The sequence below is a fragment of the Cupriavidus pauculus genome, assembly GCF_022179805.1.
GTDB classification, from domain to species: Bacteria; Pseudomonadota; Gammaproteobacteria; order Burkholderiales; family Burkholderiaceae; genus Cupriavidus; species Cupriavidus pauculus_E.
Map to the genome: position 1 here is coordinate 1 of NZ_BPUO01000029.1, position 20,501 is coordinate 20,501.

Genomic DNA, 20,501 nt, shown 5'->3' on the forward strand with positions numbered 1-20,501 from the left:
CACGCGTTGATCCATGAGTGACACTTCCTTCCATGGCATGGCAGGTCTCCAAAAAGACACTGCCGGCCAGTCTAGACGTGTTACCCATGTTCCCGAACGGGTGTTACCTATGTTCCCGGTCTGTACAAGTGGGAGAGGGGTTGGGGGTGAGGGCAAGCGGTCCAAATTGCGACCTGTCGGCAAGCAGAGCCGCCGATCCTCACCCCCAGCCTCTCTCCCGCGTTGCGGGAGAGGGGAGCAAACCAGCGCTAAATCTCAGCGGCCCAGCAGTTCCCGGAATCCAGCAATCAGCCGATGCATATCGGCCGCCGTCAGCGCGCCCATCGTCGAAATCCGGAAAAGCTGCGACGACAAACCGCCCTGGCCGGCGTAGATCACGAAGCCACGCGCCTTCAACCCGTCGTGCAGCTGTTCGTACGTCACGCCCTGCGGCAGCTTGTACGCGCGCAGCACCACCGACGACTGCGCGGCCGGCCACAGTGCCTCGATGCCCAGATCAGCCAGGCCGCTGCGGACTTCCTCGGCCAGCGCGGCGTAGCGCTGGTGACGAGCCTGCCAGCCGCCTTCGTCGGCGTGTTCGCGCAGGGCTTCCACCAGTGCATAGAACGCGTGGACCGACGGCGTGAACGGCGTGTTGCGCTGGTCCTGCTGCTTGGCGTAACGCGCGATGTCCAGGTAGTAGGTGCGGCTGACCGCCTGGGCCAGCGCCGCGCGGCGCACGATCACGAAGGCCGCGCCGGGCACGCCGTGCAGGCACTTGTTGGCCGTGGCGGCCACGGCGTCGATGTTGCCGCTGAAGTCGATGGCCTCGGCGCCGAAGCTGCTGACGGTATCGGCCAGCAGGCGGATGCCGCGTGCCTGGCAGAGCTTGTCAATCGCCGGCAGGTCGTTCAGGCGGCCCGTGGTGGTCTCGTGCTGGATCACCGCCAGGTGCGTGATGGCCTTGTCTGCCGCCAGCGCCGCGTCGATACGGGCCAGGTCGGGCGCCTCGGTCCAGTCGTGCTTCACCACCGTGTGCGGGATCTGGTACTGCGTGGCGATCTGCGCGATGCGCTCGCCATAGACGCCGTTCTGCACGATCAGCAGCTTGCCCTGCGCGGGCACCAGTCCGGCGATCATGCTTTCCAGCGCGGCCGTGCCGGAGCCGGTCATCAGCACCGCCGTCCAGGCGGCCGGGTCAAGCCCGTAGATGCCCAGCAGACGCTGGCGTGCCTCGTCCTGCAGGTCGAAGAACTCGCTTTCGCGATGGCACAGGTCGGTTTGCAGCAGGCTCTGGCGCACGCGTTCGGACAGCGTGACCGGGCCGGGATTCAGAAGCAGCATGCGGTTTTTCTCAGAGGTCAGGTGTCAGGCGTGGTTGGCGTTGCCCTGGTCGGCGCCGATCTGGCGGCCCAGGCGCGTCTTGACCTGCACCGGCGTCACCGACGGACGCGGCAGGTTGTCCGGCGAGCCGGGACGCGTCTGCACGCATACGAAATTCGGACCCGACGTGGCGCTGGCGGCAGCAGCCAGCACTTCGTCGAGCATCGCCAGGTTGTCGCCCTCGACGGCCGATGCATAGCCACAGGCCGCCGCCACGCCCGCAAACGACACGTTGTGCGACACCGTGGACTGGCCACCGGTGGAATCATGCGCGTTGTTGTCGAGCAGCACGTGCGTGAGGTTGGCCGGGCCATAGGCGCCCAGCGTGGCGAACACGCCCATGCGCATCAGCGCGGCACCGTCGCCATCGATGGCCACCACCTTCAGGTCCGGGCGCGCCAGGGCCAGGCCCAGCGCGAACGGCGTCAGGCAGCCCATCGAACCCACCATGTAAAGCTGGTTCGCTCGGTCGTCCAGCGCATACAGCTCGCGGCCGCAAAAGCCCGTGGAGGCCAATACCACGGTCGAGTCGACCGGGGTATTGGCAATCACGCGCTGCAGCGCTTCCTGGCGGCTCGGCAGCGTGGCGGCGCCGGTGTTAGACACACTCGGCGTAGCGCGGACGCGCGCCTGCGGCGGCGTCTGCGACTGCAGCGGGTAGGGCGCGACGCTGCCTTTCTGCATGATCAGCGCGTACGGCCGGCCCGTGGCATCCATATGGGCAATCGCGCGATCCAGCGCCGGGCCCACGGCCTCGGCTTCGGTCGGGAACAGCTCCCACGGGATTTCCATCGTGTCCAGCATCTGTGGCGTGACCGGGCCCATCAGCGCGTGCTGGGGCTCGTCCGAGGCGCCGCCGGGCTGGCCGCGCCACGTCACGATCAGCAGTTGCGGCAGCCGGAACGTGTAGGTCAGCGACGTCAGCGGGCTCACAGCGTTGCCGAGCCCCGAGTTCTGCATCATCGTGATGCCGCGCACGCCATTGCGCGCGCCCTGCGTGACGCCCGCCACGAAGGCGACGGCGTCGCCCTCGTTGGCTGCCGACACATAGTGCAGGGTAGGGTCCTGCACCACGTAGTTGATGAACGGCGTCAGGTACGAGCAGGGCACGCCTGCATACCATTCGAAACCGCGCTCGCGCGCGGCTTCCACGAACTGGACTGCCTCGATCATCGGGCGGCCTCGGCGTCGCCGCCACCCACCGCGAACGGCGTCTGGCCATGGGCGAAATCGCCGGCGCGACGGAAATCGTCCAGGTCGTTCACACCACGCCAGTGGCCGTGCACGTACTTGACCTCGACCTCTTCGCCGGCGGCCACCAGGGCGTTCAGCAGGTCGGGCAGGTCGAGCTTGTCGAAGTCCGGGCGCTGGCGCAGTTCGCCCAGCAGCGCCTGCAGGCGCGCACGGCCTTCGCCACGCACGTTCATCAGGCCAACCCAGCGGCCATGCGGCGCATCGCCGGCCGGTACGTCGTCCGAAATCTTCTTCAGCAGGATCTTCTGGCCGAACAGATCGCGGTCGTCGGCGGTCGAGCACCAGGCAAAGTCACGCACGCTCTGATTCGACGGCGCGGACGCCGACGAATCCACCACCACGCTGAACGGCGCGTCGGAATCGAGCAGGTCGCGCAGGATGTAGCTGCGGAACAGCAGGTCGCCATAGGCGATCACGGTGTCGTTCTGCAGCGCGTCGGCGGCGGCGGCCAGCGAAGCCAGCTCGCCCGTTTCAGCGTAGCGGTCGTTGCGCACCAGGTTGATGCCGGCCGCGTCGATGGCTTCGGCCTTGTAGCCGCCCACCACGGTGATGTCGTTGATACCCTGCTTCTTGAAGCCGTCCACCAGCCAGCGCAGCAGCGGCTTGCCGGCCACCGGCAGCATGACCTTGGGCTTGTCCTCGGTCAGCGCTTCCAGGCCCTTGCCACGGCCGGCCGCCAGCACCACGGCGGAACCCGGTGCCTGGCCGCCCGTCAGGTAGATCTTCTCGGCGGCCGAGTACTCGTCGGCGTCCTGCAGGCGGAAGATTTCATTGACGGTAGCGATGCGGTCTTCCACGTTGACCAGCGTCTCGTTCTCGTAGATGTCCTTTGCCACGGCCTGCATGCCCGACGCAGCCACGCGCACTAGGTGGTTGGCCCAGATGATCAGGCTGATGCCGGCACGGCGGAACACGTCGGTCGGCGTGCTGTAGTACTTGGTCGGCACGATCACCAGCGGGGAGCGGTTGCCCCATTCGCGGGCGAAGGTCACGATCTCGTCGGCCTTCGACAGCTTGCTGTGGATCAGGATGGCGTCGGCGCCGGCCTGGCGGTAGGCTTCGGCGCGACGCAGCGCTTCTTCCATGCCCCAGCCCGCGATCAGCGCTTCCACGCGTGCCACGATCGAGAAATTGTCGTCGGTCTGCGAATCCTTGCCGGCCTTGATCTTGCCGCAGAACTCGTCGATATCGGCCAGCGGCTGTTGCTCGCCACCGATGAAGCTGTTGGTCTTCGGGAAGATCTTGTCCTCGATGCAGACGCCGGCAATGCCGCGCTGTTCGAGCTTGCGCACCAGGCGACGCACGTTGTTGAAGTTGCCGTAGCCGGTGTCGCCGTCCAGCAGGATCGGCAGGTCGCTGGCGTCGGCCATGAACTCCAGGTTGTCCACCACCTGGGTCCAGCTGGCTTCGTTGTTGTCGCGCACGCCGAACTGGGCGGAAATGGCCAGGCCCGAGGCCCAGATGCCCTTGAAGCCGGCCTCGCGCACGATGCGCGCGGACAGGCCGTTGTGGGCTTCCATGATGAATTCGAGCTCGTTCGAGAGCAGCATCTGGCGCAGGCGCGCGGCGCGCGACAGCGGAACGGCGGGGGCAAGCAGGTTCGGGTCGATGGCGTTCATTGGGCGATTCCTACAGGCAGAAGTTGGGGCAGGACTTCTTCGGCGGCGCGCGAGACGTCGCCGGGAAAATCGATTTCAATCCAGGGCGCGCCGGTGACGTCGGCCGTATCGAATACGTGCGAGCGTTCCAGCAGCAGGTCGCGTACGGCTTCCTCGTGCGGCATGTTGGCGCGGCCCGAGTCGACGTACTGCTTGACGATCTCGGCCAGGCGGCGGGCGCAGTCTTCCTTGAAGCGGAAGAAGCCCACCGATTCGCCGATGGTGTCGTATTGCAGGTCGGCCATGAGCTGCTTGCGCAGTTCCACGGGTACGCCGTCCTGCAGGCACAGCTTGACGGGTTCGTCGCCGGCTTCGAAGTCGCGGTCGATCAGCAGGCGGTTGACGGTGTCGCCGGCCACGAGCTTGCTCATGATGCGCTCGTCGTAGAGCACGTCGGCGTCCATCAGCAGCACGTCGCCGCCGCGCGTCATGGCGTCGGCCACGGTGTGCACGGTCAGCACGCTGCCCAGGTCGTAGCGCGTGTTGATCACGATTTCGAGGTCGCGGCCAAGGCGGGCCAGTTCTTCCTTGACCTGGTCGGGCTCGAAGCCCAGTGCCAGCACCACTTCGGTCACGCCGGCGGCGTCGAGCAGGCGCAGGTGACGCTCCAGCAGCGTCAGCCCGTCAAAGCGCAGCAGGCATTTCGGAAACTGCTTGCCCGCCTGTTGCTGAAGCCGCAGGCCAAGACCCGCGGCAAGAATGATTGCTCGCATCAGTTTGTTCTCATCAGATGTGGGAGGGCCGCATCAGCCCCTGTCGGCCGACAGGGCCGTTGCGGCGCGACGGCGCTGGAACTTCCGTTCGCTGAAATGCAGGTACACCAGGCCCGGGATGCCAAGCACCAGTTCGCGCACGCGCTTGGCCAGTGACAGCGCCAGCGCGGCGTCCGGGGGTAGTCCCACCAACGGCGCCAGCAGCAGATAGCCGCCTTCCTGCGCGCCGAGCGACCCCGGAATGGCAAAGGCGGCACCACGGATGGCCTGGCCCACGCTTTCGAGCAGCAAAGCCTCGTGCCAGTTCACCGGATGCCCCAGGAAATACAGGATCAGCCAGACTTCTCCCGTGCCGGCAATCCAGCCGACAAGGTTAAGCGCAAAGCTGGCCGCCACCTTCTTGCGGTCTCGGTACAGTTCCCGAATCGCACTGTCCACCGCGTCGGCGCGCAGCGCCAGCCCGTCCCAGCGGCCCGGCTTCGCGGCGGTGCTGGTGTCGGGATTGGTGTCGGTATCTTGCGCCTCGGCCCGCTTGCCGAACAGCTTCTGGCCGATGCGCATCACTCGGCCAAACATGCCGCGCCGCTGCAGCACGCAGAACGCCAGCACGCAGGCGCCCAGCACCACGGTGACGGCAATGATCGGTGTGCGGTACTCGGACAGGTCGTCGTTGGCGCCGAAGACGGCGATGCCCAGCAGCGCGAACAGCATCTGCGACAGCGCCTGGGTGGTGGTGCTCACGGTGATGGCGGCGGCGGCATCGCGCATGCGCGCGCCCCGGTGCGACAGGTAGCGCACCATCAGCACCGGGCCGCCGATCTGGCCGGCTGGCAGCAGGCTGTTCACGGCCTCGCCGGTCCAGCGTGCCTTCAGCGCGCTGCAGAACGATCCGTGACGCGTCTTGCGGTCCAGCAGTACGGCGATGGCGCCGGCGTCCAGGGCCAGCGGCAACAGGTGGAACGCGGCCACCACGGCCAGGCCCCAGCCGGCCGACATCAGCGTGGTGGTCACCGCGCCAAAGCCCTGCCAGGCCAGCAGCCCGACAAACAGGGCCGCGCCTATCGATAGAAGAAGGAATGCTGCACGATTCACGCCGCCGACTTCCCCTGATTACTTGCCGCCCAGCAGGCGACGGAACACCTGCCGGAAGCCGAAGTACGCCACGGCGTCCTTCATGTTCGAGATAAAGCGCAGCCACGGCTTCATGCCGGGGTCGGTCACGTATTCGAATGTCAGCGACACGCGGATCTCGTTCGGGCCGGCCGGCGTGATGCGGTGGCGCAGCTTGTCGCCGTCGAACAGCACGATGCCGCCCGGGGGAATCTGCACCGAGCCCGGCTCGTCGGGAATGTCGGGGTTGCGCGTGTGCAGCTCGTAGTCGAGCCGGCACGACGATTCGTCGAGCACGCCGATCAGCAGCGTGTAACGGCGGCCATCGTAATAGGACGTGTCGTAGTGCCAGCCGATGTGGTCGCCCTGGCGCGTGTAGTAATAGAGCGCGTAGGCGTGGGGGTCGGATTCGGGGCAGACCTGGAGCTTGTCGCCCGTCACCTGTTCCAGCCAGCCGATCAGCGCGCGCGAGCGGTACAGCTCGGCGATGAACGGCGCTTTTTCGTCGATCGTATGCCGGCTGACGCTGCCGCCCTGCTTGTGGCCGGGCAGGTAGTTGCGGTTCAGGCCGGACTGCAGCGAGCGAGCCAGCGCTTCGAGCTGCGCGGTTTCATCGGGGCCGAGAAGCCTGTCCAGGTAAAGAAACGCGCCCTGGCGGTCGAAATCCTGGCGCAGGGCGGGGGTGTCCAACTTGGCGACGACGCCTGCCACGGCGGCGTCCGGGCGGCGCGCGGCCGCACGTGCGGCCACCGGCTCGCCATGGTGGTCACCGTCCAGGGGCGCGCGCGGCGCGATGGCGATGTCGCCGGTAACTTGCTCTGGCATATGCTGCCTCAGTGATCGGTGGTGGTCTTGACTGGCTGGGGACGCCGCATCACTCGCCAGTAATCGATGATGACCAGTAGCGCAAACAGCGGCGCGCCAATCGACGCCGCGGTCAGGAACGGACCGATGCCATCGGTCAGCGTGACCAGCGGTAGCAGGTACAGCACGTCTTCGGTCTCGAAGCCGCCGGCCGACGCCTGCTTGGTGCCACTTTTGCCAACCCGCGATTCTATACGCATGCGCAGGAAGAAGATCAGCGCCACCGCCAGGCCGGCAATCGTGCCGCGTACCACCGGGCCGGCCGCGCCGGCTTCGGCGCCGGTACTGGCCACGGCCATGCCGAAGCTCACGAACAGCAGCACCGTGATCAGCGCATCGCTCGCCAGGTCGTAAAAGTGGCCAATCTTGCTTGATTTGCCGCTAATTCTCGCCAACTCGCCGTCGGTATGGTCGACGAAATTCGAGATGACAACCAGCAGCGCGCCCCAGTTGGTCCAGCCGTAGCCGCCTTGTGCAATGCAGGCGATGCCGGCCAGGCCAATCAGCAGCCGTAGCGTGGTCAGGTGGTTGGGGGAGACACGAGTGTTCTTGAGGGGCCTTACCAGATGGCGGGCAAGGCGGGCATCCCAGGTGGACGGCAAGGGCGGTTCATCCGGGTATCGAGGGGATTTCTGGTTCATCCGTCAAACAAATTGGAGGGGCGGCTCCGGCACTTCGGTGCGCCATGTCTGGCGCTGCGCCGCAGGCGATGCCGAACACTACGCCTACGACGCCCGAATGACAAGTTCACGAGAATACGCCGTTTCCCTGCCGTGTGCAGCAGGGGGCCATGGGGCCAGGTCAATGCGTGGCCCGGCCATGCCAGTTGAACGCTCAACTCGCTGCCATGACGTTATCGTTACAATCGCAGCCATGCCGACCCAAGCCGAACGCAGCGCGTCCACAAGACAGGCGCTGATCGATGCCGCCACCACCTTACTGATCGAACAGGGCTATGCCGCCTTTGGCGAGGCCCGCGTCTGCGAGCTCGCCGGCATCAGCCGCGGGTCGCTGCGGCACCAGTTTCCGGAAGGGCGCTACGACCTGCTGCCGGCCATGGTGGCCAGCCTGCTGGAGACCGAAGCCCAGAAGCTGGACATGCTGGGGCCGTTGGCACCGCGCGTGCGCCTGCATCTGATGTTGCACACGCTGATTCGCCGGCGCCAGCGCCATACGTCGCTGGCCATCCTGGAAGTCTGGATGGCGTCGCGCGGCGACAAGCGGCTGGCCGATGCCGTCGGCCCGCTGCTGGCCCGCGTGCCGGTGCAACTGTTCGGCTACGACCCCGCGGCCGCTCCCGATCCTGAGCTGCTGGCCCTGCGGCTGTTCCTGCATGGCGCCACATTGCACAGCTTTGCCGCCGACTACGACGCCGACGTGCTGGCCGATTCGGTCCAGTGGCTGGTGGACCAGCTCAAGCCGTGCCCGGAATTGGCAGAGGTCATGGCGCGGATTGCGTCGCTGCAGCGGTAACTTCCCAAATAACTTTCCAACGCCTCACTAAAGTCCTTGCTTAACTATCACGCGTCTCTATACTAAAGGACATGCTTAACCATTCAACCCACTCCGATCCCCTCGACGCCACGTTTCAGGCGCTGGCCGATACCACGCGCCGCACGATGCTGGCGCAACTGGCGCGCGGGCCGTTGTCCGTCTCGGACCTGGCCCGGCCGCTGGCGATGTCGTTGCCGGCGGTGATGCAGCATCTTTCGGTGCTGGAGCAGGCCGGGCTGGTGCAGACCGAGAAGGTGGGGCGGGTGCGTACCTGCCGCATGGCGCCCAGCGCGCTGAGCGAGGCAGAGCAATGGATCAACGCCCGTCGGGCCGAATGGGAAGGCCATTTCGACCGTCTGGGCGAATACCTGGAAACCATGAAGAAGGAGGCAGCATCCGATGGCACCCGCAACGGCAACGGCAGTTGAGACGGCGCAGTCCGCGCAACATCGGCTCACCGTATCGCGCGCGTTCAACGCGCCGCGTGACCTCGTATTCAAGGCATGGAGCGCAGCCGAGCACCTGAAGCACTGGTTCTGCCCGCAGGGCGCCACGGTGCCCGAGTGCGAGGTGGAATTCCGGCCCGGCGGCCGGTTCGACCTGCGCATGCGCGGGTGCAATGGCGAATTCGATCACTGGATACGCGGCCACTACGTCGAGATCACGCCGCACTCGCGGCTGGTGATCGACATGACCGTGGAAACGCCCGAAGGCCAGCAACTGTTCAATGCACTGACCACGGTCGGTTTCGAGACGGTCTGCGGCGGCACCGAGATGACGGTGACCCAGCAGTACACGCTGCTCGACCCGTCGGCTGGCAATTACACGGGCAGGGCGGAGGAGGGCTGGAAGCAGACGCTCGATCGGCTGGAAAAGGAAGTGGCCCGCATCGGCGCCGAGACGCCGCCGCGCTCGGTGGCGCATGGCACCTTTACGATCTCGCGCACCTACGATGCCGCGCCGGCGCTGGTGTTCCGGGCACTGAGCGATCCTGTGGCCAAGGCGCAGTGGTTCCATGGCGGCCAGGGCTACGAGACCGTGTCGCGTGCGATGGACGTGCGGCCCGGCGGCCGCGAACACCTGCAGGGCCAGTGGGAAAACGGTCTGGTGTCCACGTTCGATGCCGTGTACTTCGACGTGATTCCCGACCAGCGCCTGGTCTACAGCTACGAGATGCACATGGGCGAGCGCAAGATCTCGGTGTCGCTGGCGATCTTCGAGCTGAAGGCCGTCGGCCAGGGCACGCAACTGACGCTGACCGAGCACGGCGCCTTCCTGGACGGCTACGACGACGCGGGGTCGCGCGAGCATGGGTCGGGGCTGCTGCTCGATGCGATCGGCGCGTGGGTGGCGTCCGCTGCCAAGCGCTGAAGCTTCGCCTTACACCTCACCTTACTCGGGCCGCGTGTGCAACGTCAGGCCCAGTACTACCAGCGCGCACTGCACGTCCGCGGCCAACGCGCGGTCGTGCAGTGTCGGCAATTGCGCCAGCGAGGCGTCGATCCAGTCGTGCAGCGCCGGTGGCGTCGTCACGACGTGACCGGCCTTCACCCGCGCCCGGAAGTGGCGCGCCACGATGCCCAGCACGCGCCGCACGGGTTTCCTCGCCGTCGCCGGCAATGCGGGCAGCGCACGCTGCAGGGACAGCGTGCAGTAGCCGATCTGCAACTCGGTAAAGCCATCCGATGCCAGCCGTCCGCCGCTGGCGCCTAGGCGCGGCATCAACTGCCCCAGGCGGTCGAGCATGCGCGCGCCGACCCGGGTGTGGTGGTCGGCGGCACGCCAGGTGGCGGCATGCGCCAGGTCCTGCCAACTGGCGCGAATCAGTCGCTGGGCGGCCACATGCGCGCCGAAGGGCCGTGCCAGCATCGCCCAGAGCGGGGCGAACAGCATGGCGGCTGCATTGGCCAGATTGGTGTTGAACAGGCCGATGAAGTTGGTGTCGTAGACGGTCTGCACGTTGGCGAATGATGCAGTGTTGACCGATAAGAGCATCGCGATCAGGTTGAAGCCAGGCCGTGGCACCAGCACGCCGATGCCCAGGTACGGCACGGCCAGCATGCCGGCCAGCGTCTCGAACGTCTGCGCGTGGGGCACCACCAGGAACAGATAGAACGACGAGATCAGCAGGCAGATAGCGGCCCACCGGATAAACGATCGCGCCACCGGACGCGGTTCGTCGATGGTCGCGAAGAAGCAGCAGGCGATGGCCGACACGGCCACCGGGCCGCCACCATCCTCCCATCCCGAGAAAATCCAGAGCAGCCCGGCGCAGAACACGGCCAGGCCGGCCGAAACCGCGCCGAAGACCAGCATGGCGTGGTCGTGGTGGGCGGCTCCCGTCTCGGTGGCTTCAGGCGCGGGCGACGCTGACGGCTTGGCGGGGTGGTCGTCGATCCCGTGCCGCAGATCCGCGCACGCCTGCATCAACGCGAGGTGCCGGGCTTGCAGCAGCTCGGCGGCTTGCTCCAGCGCCGGCCGGGCCAGTGCTGGCGCGTGCGTGTCGCGCAGCGCATGGAGCACGACGTCCAGGCCGGACAGCACCGGCATCAGCCGCGACATGCGGGCGCGCAGCGCGCGGGCGAGATCCACGGCGCGACGGCTTTCGGCATCGAACGACAGGTGCACGATCAACTGGTCGAGCGCCAGCATGTCGGCGGCCAGGCGATGCCGGCTGGCGGCAGCGCGTGGGTTGGCGGCAACGATATCGCCGGCCCAGGCGGCGGCATCGTCAAGCCAGAGTCGTGCACGTTCGCGCAGCGCGGGTGCCACCTTGGCCGGGAACACGATGGCGCCCACCAGGCTCGCGCAGACGATGCCGATCACGATTTCCTCGATGCGGGCCACGGCGATGTCGAAGATGTCGGCCGGCTGCATTACGGCCGGCAGCGCCACGATGGGCAGCGTATAGGCGGCCAGCAGAAACACATAGCTACGCGGCCCGCGCTGCAGCAGCGACAGGTAGACCAGCACCATGATCCACAGTGCCACCGCGCCGGTCAGCACGATGGGCATGCTCACCAGTTGCGGCACCGTGATCACCGCCGCCGTGGCGCCCAGCAGGGTGCCCGCCACGCGATAGGTGGCCTTGGACCGGGTGGCGCCCGACAGCGGGTTCGACACGAAGTAGACCGTGGCCATGGCCCAGTAGGGGCGGGGCAGGCCAAAGGACAGGGCGATATAGAGTGCCAGCATCGCGGCCGCGAATGCCTTCAGCGAAAACAGCCACTGTCGGGCATGCGGCCAGCCAGCCATGATGGAGATACGCCGGGGGCGGCGTGGGGGCGTTAGGTGGATGGCAGTGTAGCCGCGCCCCGTTGATTCCAATCATGATTTAAAATTCGCAACTTCAGTCGGAATTTTCATGAGAGGGCTGCGATGCCGATCGATATCCGGGCGCTGCGTTATTTCGTGGAGACGGCCCGCCTCAAGAGCTTTACCCAGGCGGCCACCTCGCTCTACGTCACCCAGTCGACCATCAGCAAGATGGTGAAGCAGTTGGAAGACGAAGTGGGCCAGCCGCTGCTGATTCGCGAGGGCAAATCGGTGCGGCTGACCGACGTGGGCCGGGTGGTCTACGACCGAGGCCAGGAAGCACTGGGCGTGGTGCACCGGCTGACGCTGGAAGTGGCCGATCTGTCATCACTGGGGCGGGGTCAACTGACCGTTGGCATTCCGCCGATGGTCAACCTGTTCTTCTCGCCGGCCGTCAGCGCGTTCCGCAAGCGTTACCCGAACCTGCAGCTGACGTTGTCGGAACACGGCGGGCAGGTGGTGGAGCAGCAGGTGGCCAATGGCGAACTCGAAGTGGGCGCCACGGTGCTGCCCGGTGACAGCGGCCTGGCGCTGGAAACGCGCGCGTTCGCCAAATATCCGATCTGGGCCGTGGGCCCGCATCGCGCGGCCTGGGCCAGTGGCCGCACGGTCACGCTGGAGGCGTTGCGCAACGAGCCGCTGGTTCTGCTGACCGATGAATTCTCGCTGACGCGCAAGCTGCGGCAGGCATTCCTGGAGGCGCGTATCGAACCGCACGTGGTGGCGCAAAGCGGCCACTGGGACTTCCTGGCGTCGATGGCGGCCGCCGGGCTTGGCACGACGTTCCTGCCGGAGCCGTTGCTGGCCCGACTGGAAACGCGCGACAAGCTGGCCGCCGCCCGGCTGACCGGGCCGACCATGGACTGGGCGCTGGCCCATATCTGGTCGCCAGGCCGCTATCTGTCACATGCGGCCCGGGCGTGGCTGGCGGTGTGCGAGGAGGTGATGGGCCAAGTCAAGGGATGACGCCGGCCCGCTGAATCAGCGCTTGGCGCCGAGCGCGCGGCGCGCCAGCACGGCCTGGCTCAGTGTGTCGAGCACGGCCTCCGAGTCGTCCCATCCGATGCAGGCGTCGGTGATGCTCTGGCCATAGGTCAATGCCGCCGGCTGGTGCTCGCCCGGCGTGAATTTCTGTGCGCCGGCCAGCAGGTTGCTTTCCACCATCACGCCAAAAATCGACCGGCTGCCGCCGCCGACCTGCTGCGCCACGTCGCGCGCCACATCGATCTGCCGCTGGTGCTGCTTGCTGCTGTTGGCGTGGCTGCAATCGACCATCAGCGCGTTGCGCAGGCCGGCTGCCTCCAGTTCCCCGCAGGCTTTCCCGACCGATTCGGCGTCGTAGTTGGGCGCCTTGCCGCCACGCAGGATGATGTGGCAGTCCGGATTGCCCTTGGTATGCACGGTCGCGACCTGGCCGTTCTTGTGCACGCCCAGGAAGTGATGCGCGCGTGACGCGGCCTGGATGGCGTCGATGGCGATCTTGGTATTGCCGTCGGTGCCGTTCTTGAAGCCGATCGGCGCCGAAATGCCGGAAGCCAGTTCACGATGCACCTGGCTCTCGGTCGTGCGCGCGCCAATCGCGCCCCAGCAGATCAGGTCGCCGATATATTGCGGCGAAATCACGTCCAGGAACTCGCCGGCGGCCGGCAGGCCCAGGCGGTTGATGTCGAGCAGCAGGCTGCGCGCAATGCGCAGACCCTCGTCGATGCGGTAGCTCTCGTCCAGGTACGGATCGTTGATCAGCCCCTTCCAGCCCACGGTGGTGCGCGGCTTCTCGAAGTACACGCGCATCACGATTTCCAGCGAATCGGCGTAGCGCTGGCGCTGCGCCAGCAGCCGGCGTGCGTATTCCAGCGCCGCCTGCGGGTCGTGGATCGAGCACGGCCCCATGATCACCAGCAGCCGGTCGTCCTGGCCATGCAGGATGCCCGAGATGCGCTGGCGCGTCTGGTTGACCAGCGATTCCACCGGCGTGCCGCGGATCGGGAAGAAGCGGATCAGGTGCTCGGGCGGCGGCAGCGGAATGATGTCTTCCACGCGCGCATCATCGGTCACGCTGGTACGGTCGGGCGGCGCCTGCCAGCCCTCGGCAATGGTGGGCGGGGATTTTTGTGGGTCGGTCACGGCGGACTCCTGGAATTCTGGAAAATGCGGCTAGTCAGCGATTCTAAAGGAGAGCCGGGCCGGACACACCCTTAACGCACCTCAACGCGCCCGCAGCGCGTCCACGATATTGAGCCGCGACGCGCGCAGCGCGGGCAGAAAGCCGCCCAGCAGGCCCATGGCCATCGAGAACAGCAGCGTCTTGACGATGATGGCCGGCGTCAGCACGAAGCGGAACGACAGGTCGGCGAAGGTCTGGAAATTGGTGGTGGAGAACGACGCGAATTGCATCAGCGACGCGCACAGCAGGCCCGCTATGCCGCCCACCAGCCCCAGCAGCACCGCCTCGATCAGAAAGGCCATCAGCACATTGGTGCGCTGGAAGCCCAGCGCGCGCAGCGTACCGATCTCGCCGACGCGGTTGGCCACCGACGCGTACATCGTGATCATGGCGCCGATCATCGCCGCCACCGAGAAGATCGTGGTCAGCGTCAGCCCGAGGATATTGATGAACGCCGACAGCGCACGGGACTGGTCGCTGTAGAACTGCTGCTCGCGCTTGGCCTCGTTGGCCAGGCGCGGGTCGACGTCGATGTCGGCGCGGAACTTGTCGAACGCGTCGGTATTGGCCAGCCGCAGCACCATCGACGAGTAGGACAGGCGGCGGAACGACTGCATGAGCTGGTCCACATCGCCCCAGATCTCGGAATCGAAGCCGCTGCCGCCGGCATCGAAATGGCCCACCACGGTCCAGTCGCGCTGGGCAAAGCGCAGCTTGTCGCCAATGCGGACGTTGCCGTAGCCGCGCGCGATGCTGCTGCCGACGATGATCTCCGACGAGCCGGGTTTGAACACGCGCCCCTCGGTCAGCCGCACCTGCGGCCGCATGCCCAGCCCCAGCGGCGAGACGCCCCGGATCACCACGTTCGATGGCGTGGTGTAGCCGGTCTTGGTCAGCGAGATCAGCACCACGGCCTCGCGCGACGCCATCGGCCGGCCCTCGGGCGTCATGGCCACGGCCGGGTACATTTCCAGCGCGGCCGCCTGGTCGCGCGAGATCCCGCTCTGGATCTCGGTTTCGGCACCCTTGCGGATCACCACCACGTTGTCGCGCTCGCCCGTGGTCACCAGCGTCTGCTTCAGGCCGGCGTCGAGCATCAGCATCGTGGCGAACACGAAAACCACCAACGCCAGCCCGCCGGCCGTCAGCGCCGTGGTCAGGCGCCGGGCCCAGACGTTGCGGGCGATGTAGTGGAGCGGAATGACCATATTGACCGGGTTCCCGTCAGCCGATGGCCCGCAGGCCCTCGACGATGCGCACCCGCGCGGCCTGCACGGCCGGCACGATCGCGGCGGCCAGGCCGACCACCACGGCGCAGGCGGCCTGCATCGCCATGGTCTCGTGCGACACCGTGAACACCGGAAACACGCCGCCCACGGCCTGCTTGAAGAAACTGGCCGCCGGTGGCGTCAGCAGCATGCCCAGCGCGCCGCCAAACAGGCTGATGATCATCGATTCGCCAAATACCAGCATCGACAGGAACCCGGAGCCGAAGCCCAGCGCCTTGAGCGTGGCGTACTCGGTGATGCGTTCGCGTGCGCTCATGGCCATGGCGTTGGCCATCACGGCCATCACGATGACGATCACCACGTACGACACCACGCGGATCGCGGCGATGATCTGGTTCGACATCGCCACAAAGCCAAGCTGGAAAGCCTGCTCGGTCTCGGTCAGCGTCTCGGCCAGCGAATTCTTGAACACGTTGTCGACGGCGCGCGAGATGGACGCGGCGTTGTCGGGGTTGTCTACGCCCAGCACGAACACGCCCACCTGGTCGGCCTGCCGGGGGTTCCGCTTGCGTACGGTTTCGTTCAGGTAATCCCAGTGGAACACCATCTGCCGCGTGATGGTGCTTTCCTCGCGGCCTTCCATGATGCCGCGCACCACAAAGTCCCAGGTGCCCGGATAGATCGTGCCCTTGATCGGGATGACGTCGCCCACCTTGAAGCCGTACGAATCGGCCAGTTGCCGGCCGACCAGCGCGCCCCGGCGGTCGCGCTGGTAGTCGGCGCGCTGGGCAGGGGTGACGATGAATTCGGGATAGAGGTCCAGGTAGTTGTCGGACACCGCGAACTGCGCGAAGAAGTTCTTCGGATCGCGGTAGACGCCGCCAAACCAGTTCGAGCGCGCCACCTGCGTCACGCCGTCGACACCCTTGATCCGGTACTCGTAGTTGAGCGGCAGCGCAAACGTCAGCGAAATCGCGTTACGGGTCACCAGCCTTGCGTTCGACGCCGCCGACGCCCCCGCGTACCAGGCATCCACCACCGTCTGCAGCAGCCCGTAGGCCAGCACGGCGATGACCAGGCCCAGCACGGTCAGCGCCGTGCGCAGCTTGTGGCGTAGCGCGTTGCGGGCAATCAGCTTGGGCAGGTACATGGGTCGGGTCCGTCAGCCGCGCTGCCCGCTGTGGAGCAGTTCGCCTTTTTCCAGATGGACCAGCGACTTGGCGGCTTCGGCCGCGTGGGCGTCGTGGGTGACCATGATGATGGTCTTGCCGACGTCGGCGTTGAGCCGCTGCAGCATGGCCAGGATTTCCGTGGCCGAGGTGCGGTCCAGGTCGCCGGTGGGCTCGTCGGCCACGATCAGCGTCGGATCGGTGATCAGCGCACGGGCAATCGCCACGCGCTGCTGCTGGCCGCCCGACAGCTCGGTGGGATAGTGGTCCATGCGGTCGGCCAGGTTCACCATGCCCAGCACCATCTCCACGCGCTCGCGCCGCTCGGCACGGCTCAGGCGCGTCAGCATCAGCGGCAGTTCCACGTTTTCATACGCGGTCAGCACCGGCATCAGGTTGTAGAACTGGAAGATGAAGCCTACGTGCGCGGCGCGCCAGTCGGCCAGCGACGCCTCGGGCAGCTCCGAGATATCGACGCCGCCCACCAGCAGCTCGCCGCTGTCCGGACGGTCGATGCCGGCGATCAGGTTCAGCAGCGTGCTCTTGCCGGACCCGGACGGCCCCATCAGCGCGATGAAGTCGCCGGCCGCGATGTCGAGCGAGATGTCCGACAGCACGGGCACGGTCTGGGCACCGCGCTGGTAGGACTTGGCGAGGTGGCGGATCGAAACGAGGGGCTCAGGGAGGGGCGCTGCCATGGCTTACTTCTTGGTCACGGTGACCTTGGCCCCGTCGGACAGCTTGCCGGCCGGCGCCAGCACCACCACGTCGCCGGGCTTCACGCCTTGCACAGCCACCAGTTCGCCAATCTTGGCGCCGCGCGTGACCGGCACCTGGGTCGCCTTGCCATCGGCCACGACGAACACCACGGGCTTGCCGTCGCGCTCGACCACGGCCGACGGCTGCACGGCGGTCTGCGGCTTGTTGTCCCCGGGCGGCACGGGCTTGGACAGGAAGGCGATCTTCGCGCTCATGTCGGGCAGCACGCGCTGGTCGCGGTCGACAAAGCGCACCTTGACCAGCACCGTGGCCTTGGACCGGTCCACGGTTGGCACGATGCGCGACACCCGCCCGGCCATGCGCAGGTTCGGCAGCGCATCCAGCAGGATCTCGCACGGCTGCTCCACCGTGATCTTTGCGATGTTCGATTCGGCGACGTCGGCTTCTACCTCCAGCGTGTCCATGTCGGCAATCGTGACGATGGCGCCCTTGGTGTCGGCGGCGGCCGAGAACGGCGTGATGTTGTCGCCCACGTTGGCATGCTTGATCAGCACCACGCCGTCGAACGGCGCGCGGATCACGGTCTGCTCGACCGATACCTCGGCCGCGCGGGCGTTGGCCTTGGCCGACGTGATCGACGCCTGCGCATTGCTGACCGATGCGCGCGCCTTGTTGTAGCGGGCCAGGTCGGCGTCGTACTGCTGCTTCGAGATAGCCTTGGGCTCCAGCAGCATTTCCGAACGCTTCAGGTTGACCTCGGCGTCGCGCAGTTCAGCCTGCTGCAGTTGCAGGTTGGCCTCGGCTACCTGCACCTGGGCACGGGCCTGAGCGGCCGACGCTTCGACGTCGCGGCTTTCCACGCGGGCGATGATCTCGTCCTTCTTGACGCGCGAGCCTTCCAGCACGCCCAGCCATTCCAGCCGGCCCTGCGCCTTCGATGCCACGGCGGCCTTGCGCTGCGGCACCACGTAGCCTGTGGCGTTCAGCATCGTGTAGTTCTGGGACGGGTAGGCCGCGCTGACCGTGGTGGTTTCCACCGGTTGCGGGCCGGCCAGCCGGGCCCCCACGCCGATCACCACCAGCAGGATCACCGCGATGATGGCGTAGCGCACCCAGCGGCGGCGCCGGCGCGGCGCGGGCGCCATGGCGCTGCGGTCGATTTTCAGCTTGCTCAGGTCTTGATCGGCCAATTTGGGAACCGTTCTGTCGCGGTATGCAGGAAAAGGCTCCCAGTATAGCGACAGCGCATGGCCACGCGCCGCCGTTTACAGCAGCTTGCCCGGGTTCATGATGCCGCTGGGGTCAAACACCTGCTTGATGGCCTTCATCAGCCGCAGTTCCAGCGGATCTTTCAGCGCCAGGAACGCGTCGCGCTTGAGCTGGCCGATGCCGTGCTCGGCGCTGATGCTGCCGTTGTAGCGCGCCACTTCCTCCATGACCTCGTCGCTGACCGGCTTGCCTTCGCCCAGCGCCCACTTCGGGTCGGCGCCGGCCGGGCGCGACAGGTTGTAGTGCAGGTTGCCGTCGCCAAAATGGCCGAAGATGAACGGGCGGATGCCGGGATGCCGCGCGTGCAGCCGCGCTTCCATCGACGCCATGAACGCCGGAATGCTCTCGATGGGCAGCGACACGTCGTGCTTCAGGTGCAGGCCGTCGGCCCGCTGCGCCTCGGAGATTTCCTCGCGCAGCCGCCACAGGCCCTGCAACTGCGCCAGCGACGCCGATACGGCCGCGTCCTGGCACAGGCCCTGTTCCAGCGCCTCGCCGATGACCGATTCCAGCAGCGCGTTCAGCACGTCCTCCGACGCCGTGTCGGCAATTTCCAGCAGCACGTAGGCCGGATGGCGTTCGGAGAAGGGCGCCTGCACGTTCTCGGCATGGGTGAGCACCAGGTCCAGGCACTCGCCGGTGAAGAATTCGTAGGCCTGCAACCGCGCGCCGCACCGGGCGAACAGCAGCGAATACAGCTCCAGCGCCTGCTGCGACGACTGCACGGCGGCCAGCACCACGGCGCGCGAATCGGCGCGCGGCGACAGGCGCAGCGCGGCGGCCGTGATGATGCCGAGCGTGCCTTCCGATCCAATCAGCAGTTGCTTGAGGTCATAGCCGGTGTTGTCCTTGCGCAGCGTGCGCAGCCCGTGAAAGATCTCGCCGTTCGGCAGCACGGCTTCCACGCCCAGCACCAGTTCGCGCGTCATGCCATAGCGCACCACGTTCACGCCGCCGGCATTGGTGGCCAGGTTGCCGCCGATCTGGCACGAATCCTCGGCCGCCAGCGACAGCGGGAACAGCCGGTCGTTCTCTTCGGCCGCACGGCGCAGGTTGCCCAGGATGCAGCCCGCCTCGGCCACCATGGTGTTGGCGATGGTGTCGATCGAGCGGATCTTGTCCATGCGGTCGAGCGCGATCACCACATTGGCCTGGCCACCGTCCGGCGCAGCGCCGCCGCACAGACCGGTATTGCCGCCGCGCGGCACCACGGGCACGCCGGCCTGCTGGCACAGCGCCAGCGCCTGGGCCACCTGTTCGGTGGAGCGCGGACGGATCACGGCCTGGGCCTGGCCCTTGTAGAGGCCGCGCCAGTCGGACAGGTACGGCGCCACGGCGTCGGGCGCGGTGGCGACCACGTCAGGGCCAAGGGCTTCGGTCAGGCGTTGGGCGAAAGGCGAGGTGGACATGATGGTCGGTAGCTGGATGGAAGATGTCAGGACTGGCGCAGCGGCAGGCCCAGGCGGCCGGCGGCATTGCGCAAATGTTCGGTGGCGCGCTGGCGGGCCAGGTCGGCATCGCGTGCGCGGATGGCGTCGAAGATCGCCACGTGTTCGGCATGCACCTGGGCCGGCAGGCCGGGCTGGCGGCTCGAATTGACGCGCGCCGTGCGCACCGCCTGGTGCAGTTGCAGGTTCATGTACTGCAGCAGCTGCAGGTAATACGGGTTGTGCGTGGCCGTGGCGATGGCGATATGAAACTGGATGTCGGGCTCCACGCCGTGTTCGGCATCGTCGATGCCGGCGGCAATCGCATCGAGCAGGCTGGTCATGCGCGCGAGGTCGTCCCCGGTACGGTGGCGTGCCGCCATGGCCGCCGCCGCGCTTTCCAGGTCGATCCGCAGCTCGAAGATCGCGGCCAGGTCGGTGGCATCGGCGCTGCCAGCCAGCCGGAACCCGCTGTCGCTGACGCGCGAGCGCACGGTGCTGCCCAGCCCCTGGCGGCTTTCGATCATGCCTTGCGATCGCAGGTGCTCGGTAACTTCGCGGATCACGGCTGCGCTGACGCCATAGCGTTCCGACAGCTGCTTGCCGGTGGGCAGCCGCGCGCCTACCGGGAACGTGCCGTCGGCAATTTCGCAGCGCAGTTGCTGGATGACGCGCTCGGTCAGGGTGATGGGCCGTGTTTGCATAGGCCGCTACGTTACGCTTTTCTGGTTATATGAAAACTAGGTGTAAACC

At 66.9% G+C, this 20,501-nt stretch carries 19 protein-coding genes; 4 read left to right on the plus strand and 15 right to left on the minus strand.

Going from position 1 to position 20,501, the window contains the following annotated elements; translation table 11 throughout:
• Positions 1 to 255 precede the first annotated feature (255 nt).
• Genes MFF62_RS30210 through MFF62_RS30240 form a run of 7 tightly spaced genes read right to left on the minus strand, consistent with a single transcriptional unit; the run spans position 256 to position 7,602 of the window.
• Positions 256 to 1,323 carry a 2-aminoethylphosphonate aminotransferase gene (locus MFF62_RS30210; protein ID WP_238267720.1) on the minus strand — a complete coding sequence of 356 codons (1,068 nt, stop codon included), beginning with the start codon at positions 1,321 to 1,323 and terminating at the stop codon, positions 256 to 258.
• Positions 1,324 to 1,347: 24 nt separating this feature from the next.
• On the minus strand, positions 1,348 to 2,535 hold the full coding sequence (gene aepY / locus MFF62_RS30215) for a phosphonopyruvate decarboxylase (protein WP_238267728.1): 1,188 nt from the start codon (positions 2,533 to 2,535) through the stop codon (positions 1,348 to 1,350).
• Entirely contained in the window at positions 2,532 to 4,235 is a 1,704-nt protein-coding gene (aepX, locus tag MFF62_RS30220; RefSeq protein WP_238267732.1) for a phosphoenolpyruvate mutase, read from the minus strand. The genes aepY and aepX overlap by 4 nt, the downstream gene beginning before the upstream one ends.
• A complete protein-coding gene (locus MFF62_RS30225; RefSeq protein WP_238267734.1) occupies positions 4,232 to 4,987 on the minus strand; it encodes a phosphocholine cytidylyltransferase family protein in 756 nt (251 codons plus the stop codon). The genes aepX and MFF62_RS30225 overlap by 4 nt, the downstream gene beginning before the upstream one ends.
• Positions 4,988 to 5,020: 33 nt before the next feature.
• The gene (locus MFF62_RS30230; RefSeq protein WP_238267735.1) at positions 5,021 to 6,079 is read right to left on the minus strand and encodes a flippase-like domain-containing protein; all 1,059 of its coding nucleotides are present in this window, start codon (positions 6,077 to 6,079) and stop codon (positions 5,021 to 5,023) included.
• Between the two features lie 18 nt (positions 6,080 to 6,097).
• Positions 6,098 to 6,922 (minus strand): HalD/BesD family halogenase, encoded by an 825-nt coding sequence (locus MFF62_RS30235; RefSeq protein WP_238267737.1) that lies wholly within the window; start codon positions 6,920 to 6,922, stop codon positions 6,098 to 6,100.
• 8 nt (positions 6,923 to 6,930) lie between these two features.
• Positions 6,931 to 7,602, minus strand: coding sequence for a CDP-alcohol phosphatidyltransferase family protein (locus tag MFF62_RS30240; protein WP_238267739.1), 672 nt, complete (start codon positions 7,600 to 7,602; stop codon positions 6,931 to 6,933).
• A gap of 232 nt (positions 7,603 to 7,834) precedes the next feature.
• On the opposite strand from MFF62_RS30240, the gene MFF62_RS30245 reads away from it, so the two are divergent.
• The 3 genes from MFF62_RS30245 (at position 7,835) to MFF62_RS30255 (ending at position 9,826) form a co-directional block, all read left to right on the plus strand.
• Complete coding sequence (locus MFF62_RS30245; protein ID WP_238267740.1) at positions 7,835 to 8,434, plus strand: TetR/AcrR family transcriptional regulator; 600 nt, start codon at positions 7,835 to 7,837, stop codon at positions 8,432 to 8,434.
• Positions 8,435 to 8,505: 71 nt separating this feature from the next.
• Positions 8,506 to 8,883, plus strand: coding sequence for an ArsR/SmtB family transcription factor (locus tag MFF62_RS30250; protein ID WP_238267741.1), 378 nt, complete (start codon positions 8,506 to 8,508; stop codon positions 8,881 to 8,883).
• Positions 8,855 to 9,826 carry an SRPBCC family protein gene (locus MFF62_RS30255; protein ID WP_238267743.1) on the plus strand — a complete coding sequence of 324 codons (972 nt, stop codon included), beginning with the start codon at positions 8,855 to 8,857 and terminating at the stop codon, positions 9,824 to 9,826. The genes MFF62_RS30250 and MFF62_RS30255 overlap by 29 nt, the downstream gene beginning before the upstream one ends.
• Before the next feature lie 21 nt (positions 9,827 to 9,847).
• Here the strand turns inward: MFF62_RS30255 and MFF62_RS30260 are convergent, their stop codons facing one another.
• Positions 9,848 to 11,710, minus strand: coding sequence for an FUSC family protein (locus MFF62_RS30260; protein ID WP_238267744.1), 1,863 nt, complete (start codon positions 11,708 to 11,710; stop codon positions 9,848 to 9,850).
• A 123-nt stretch (positions 11,711 to 11,833) separates the two neighbouring features.
• Between MFF62_RS30260 and MFF62_RS30265 the strand changes: the two genes are divergently transcribed.
• Positions 11,834 to 12,736, plus strand: a complete 903-nt coding sequence (locus tag MFF62_RS30265; protein ID WP_238267745.1) for a LysR family transcriptional regulator — start codon at positions 11,834 to 11,836, stop codon at positions 12,734 to 12,736.
• Between the two features lie 15 nt (positions 12,737 to 12,751).
• Here MFF62_RS30265 and MFF62_RS30270 read toward each other — a convergent pair whose 3' ends face one another.
• The 7 genes from MFF62_RS30270 to MFF62_RS30300 form a co-directional block, all read right to left on the minus strand.
• The gene (locus MFF62_RS30270; RefSeq protein WP_283205392.1) at positions 12,752 to 13,894 is read right to left on the minus strand and encodes a 3-deoxy-7-phosphoheptulonate synthase; all 1,143 of its coding nucleotides are present in this window, start codon (positions 13,892 to 13,894) and stop codon (positions 12,752 to 12,754) included.
• Positions 13,895 to 13,975: 81 nt separating this feature from the next.
• A complete protein-coding gene (locus tag MFF62_RS30275; protein ID WP_238267746.1) occupies positions 13,976 to 15,142 on the minus strand; it encodes an ABC transporter permease in 1,167 nt (388 codons plus the stop codon).
• Positions 15,143 to 15,158: 16 nt separating this feature from the next.
• Positions 15,159 to 16,313, minus strand: a complete 1,155-nt coding sequence (locus tag MFF62_RS30280; RefSeq protein ID WP_238267747.1) for an ABC transporter permease — start codon at positions 16,311 to 16,313, stop codon at positions 15,159 to 15,161.
• A 12-nt stretch (positions 16,314 to 16,325) separates the two neighbouring features.
• Positions 16,326 to 17,030 (minus strand): ABC transporter ATP-binding protein, encoded by a 705-nt coding sequence (locus MFF62_RS30285; protein ID WP_238267748.1) that lies wholly within the window; start codon positions 17,028 to 17,030, stop codon positions 16,326 to 16,328.
• Between the two features lie 3 nt (positions 17,031 to 17,033).
• The gene (locus MFF62_RS30290; RefSeq protein WP_238267750.1) at positions 17,034 to 18,242 is read right to left on the minus strand and encodes an efflux RND transporter periplasmic adaptor subunit; all 1,209 of its coding nucleotides are present in this window, start codon (positions 18,240 to 18,242) and stop codon (positions 17,034 to 17,036) included.
• Positions 18,243 to 18,317: 75 nt separating this feature from the next.
• Positions 18,318 to 19,730 (minus strand): FAD-binding oxidoreductase, encoded by a 1,413-nt coding sequence (locus MFF62_RS30295; protein ID WP_238267752.1) that lies wholly within the window; start codon positions 19,728 to 19,730, stop codon positions 18,318 to 18,320.
• A gap of 26 nt (positions 19,731 to 19,756) precedes the next feature.
• On the minus strand, positions 19,757 to 20,452 hold the full coding sequence (locus tag MFF62_RS30300) for a FadR/GntR family transcriptional regulator (protein ID WP_238267754.1): 696 nt from the start codon (positions 20,450 to 20,452) through the stop codon (positions 19,757 to 19,759).
• Positions 20,453 to 20,501 lie beyond the last annotated feature (49 nt).

Bases quoted from the DNA above. Each gene is read 5' to 3' on its own strand.
- MFF62_RS30210 (WP_238267720.1), bottom strand. From the start codon at position 1,323: ATGCTGCTTCTGAATCCCGGCCCGGTCACGCTGTCCGAACGCGTGCGC.
- aepY (WP_238267728.1), bottom strand. From the start codon at position 2,535: ATGATCGAGGCAGTCCAGTTCGTGGAAGCCGCGCGCGAGCGCGGTTTC.
- aepX (WP_238267732.1), bottom strand. From the start codon at position 4,235: ATGAACGCCATCGACCCGAACCTGCTTGCCCCCGCCGTTCCGCTGTCG.
- MFF62_RS30225 (WP_238267734.1), bottom strand. From the start codon at position 4,987: ATGCGAGCAATCATTCTTGCCGCGGGTCTTGGCCTGCGGCTTCAGCAA.
- MFF62_RS30235 (WP_238267737.1), bottom strand. From the start codon at position 6,922: ATGCCAGAGCAAGTTACCGGCGACATCGCCATCGCGCCGCGCGCGCCC.
- MFF62_RS30240 (WP_238267739.1), bottom strand. From the start codon at position 7,602: ATGAACCAGAAATCCCCTCGATACCCGGATGAACCGCCCTTGCCGTCC.
- MFF62_RS30245 (WP_238267740.1), top strand. From the start codon at position 7,835: ATGCCGACCCAAGCCGAACGCAGCGCGTCCACAAGACAGGCGCTGATC.
- MFF62_RS30250 (WP_238267741.1), top strand. From the start codon at position 8,506: ATGCTTAACCATTCAACCCACTCCGATCCCCTCGACGCCACGTTTCAG.
- MFF62_RS30255 (WP_238267743.1), top strand. From the start codon at position 8,855: ATGGCACCCGCAACGGCAACGGCAGTTGAGACGGCGCAGTCCGCGCAA.
- MFF62_RS30260 (WP_238267744.1), bottom strand. From the start codon at position 11,710: ATGGCTGGCTGGCCGCATGCCCGACAGTGGCTGTTTTCGCTGAAGGCA.
- MFF62_RS30265 (WP_238267745.1), top strand. From the start codon at position 11,834: ATGCCGATCGATATCCGGGCGCTGCGTTATTTCGTGGAGACGGCCCGC.
- MFF62_RS30275 (WP_238267746.1), bottom strand. From the start codon at position 15,142: ATGGTCATTCCGCTCCACTACATCGCCCGCAACGTCTGGGCCCGGCGC.
- MFF62_RS30280 (WP_238267747.1), bottom strand. From the start codon at position 16,313: ATGTACCTGCCCAAGCTGATTGCCCGCAACGCGCTACGCCACAAGCTG.
- MFF62_RS30285 (WP_238267748.1), bottom strand. From the start codon at position 17,030: ATGGCAGCGCCCCTCCCTGAGCCCCTCGTTTCGATCCGCCACCTCGCC.
- MFF62_RS30295 (WP_238267752.1), bottom strand. From the start codon at position 19,730: ATGTCCACCTCGCCTTTCGCCCAACGCCTGACCGAAGCCCTTGGCCCT.
- MFF62_RS30300 (WP_238267754.1), bottom strand. From the start codon at position 20,452: ATGCAAACACGGCCCATCACCCTGACCGAGCGCGTCATCCAGCAACTG.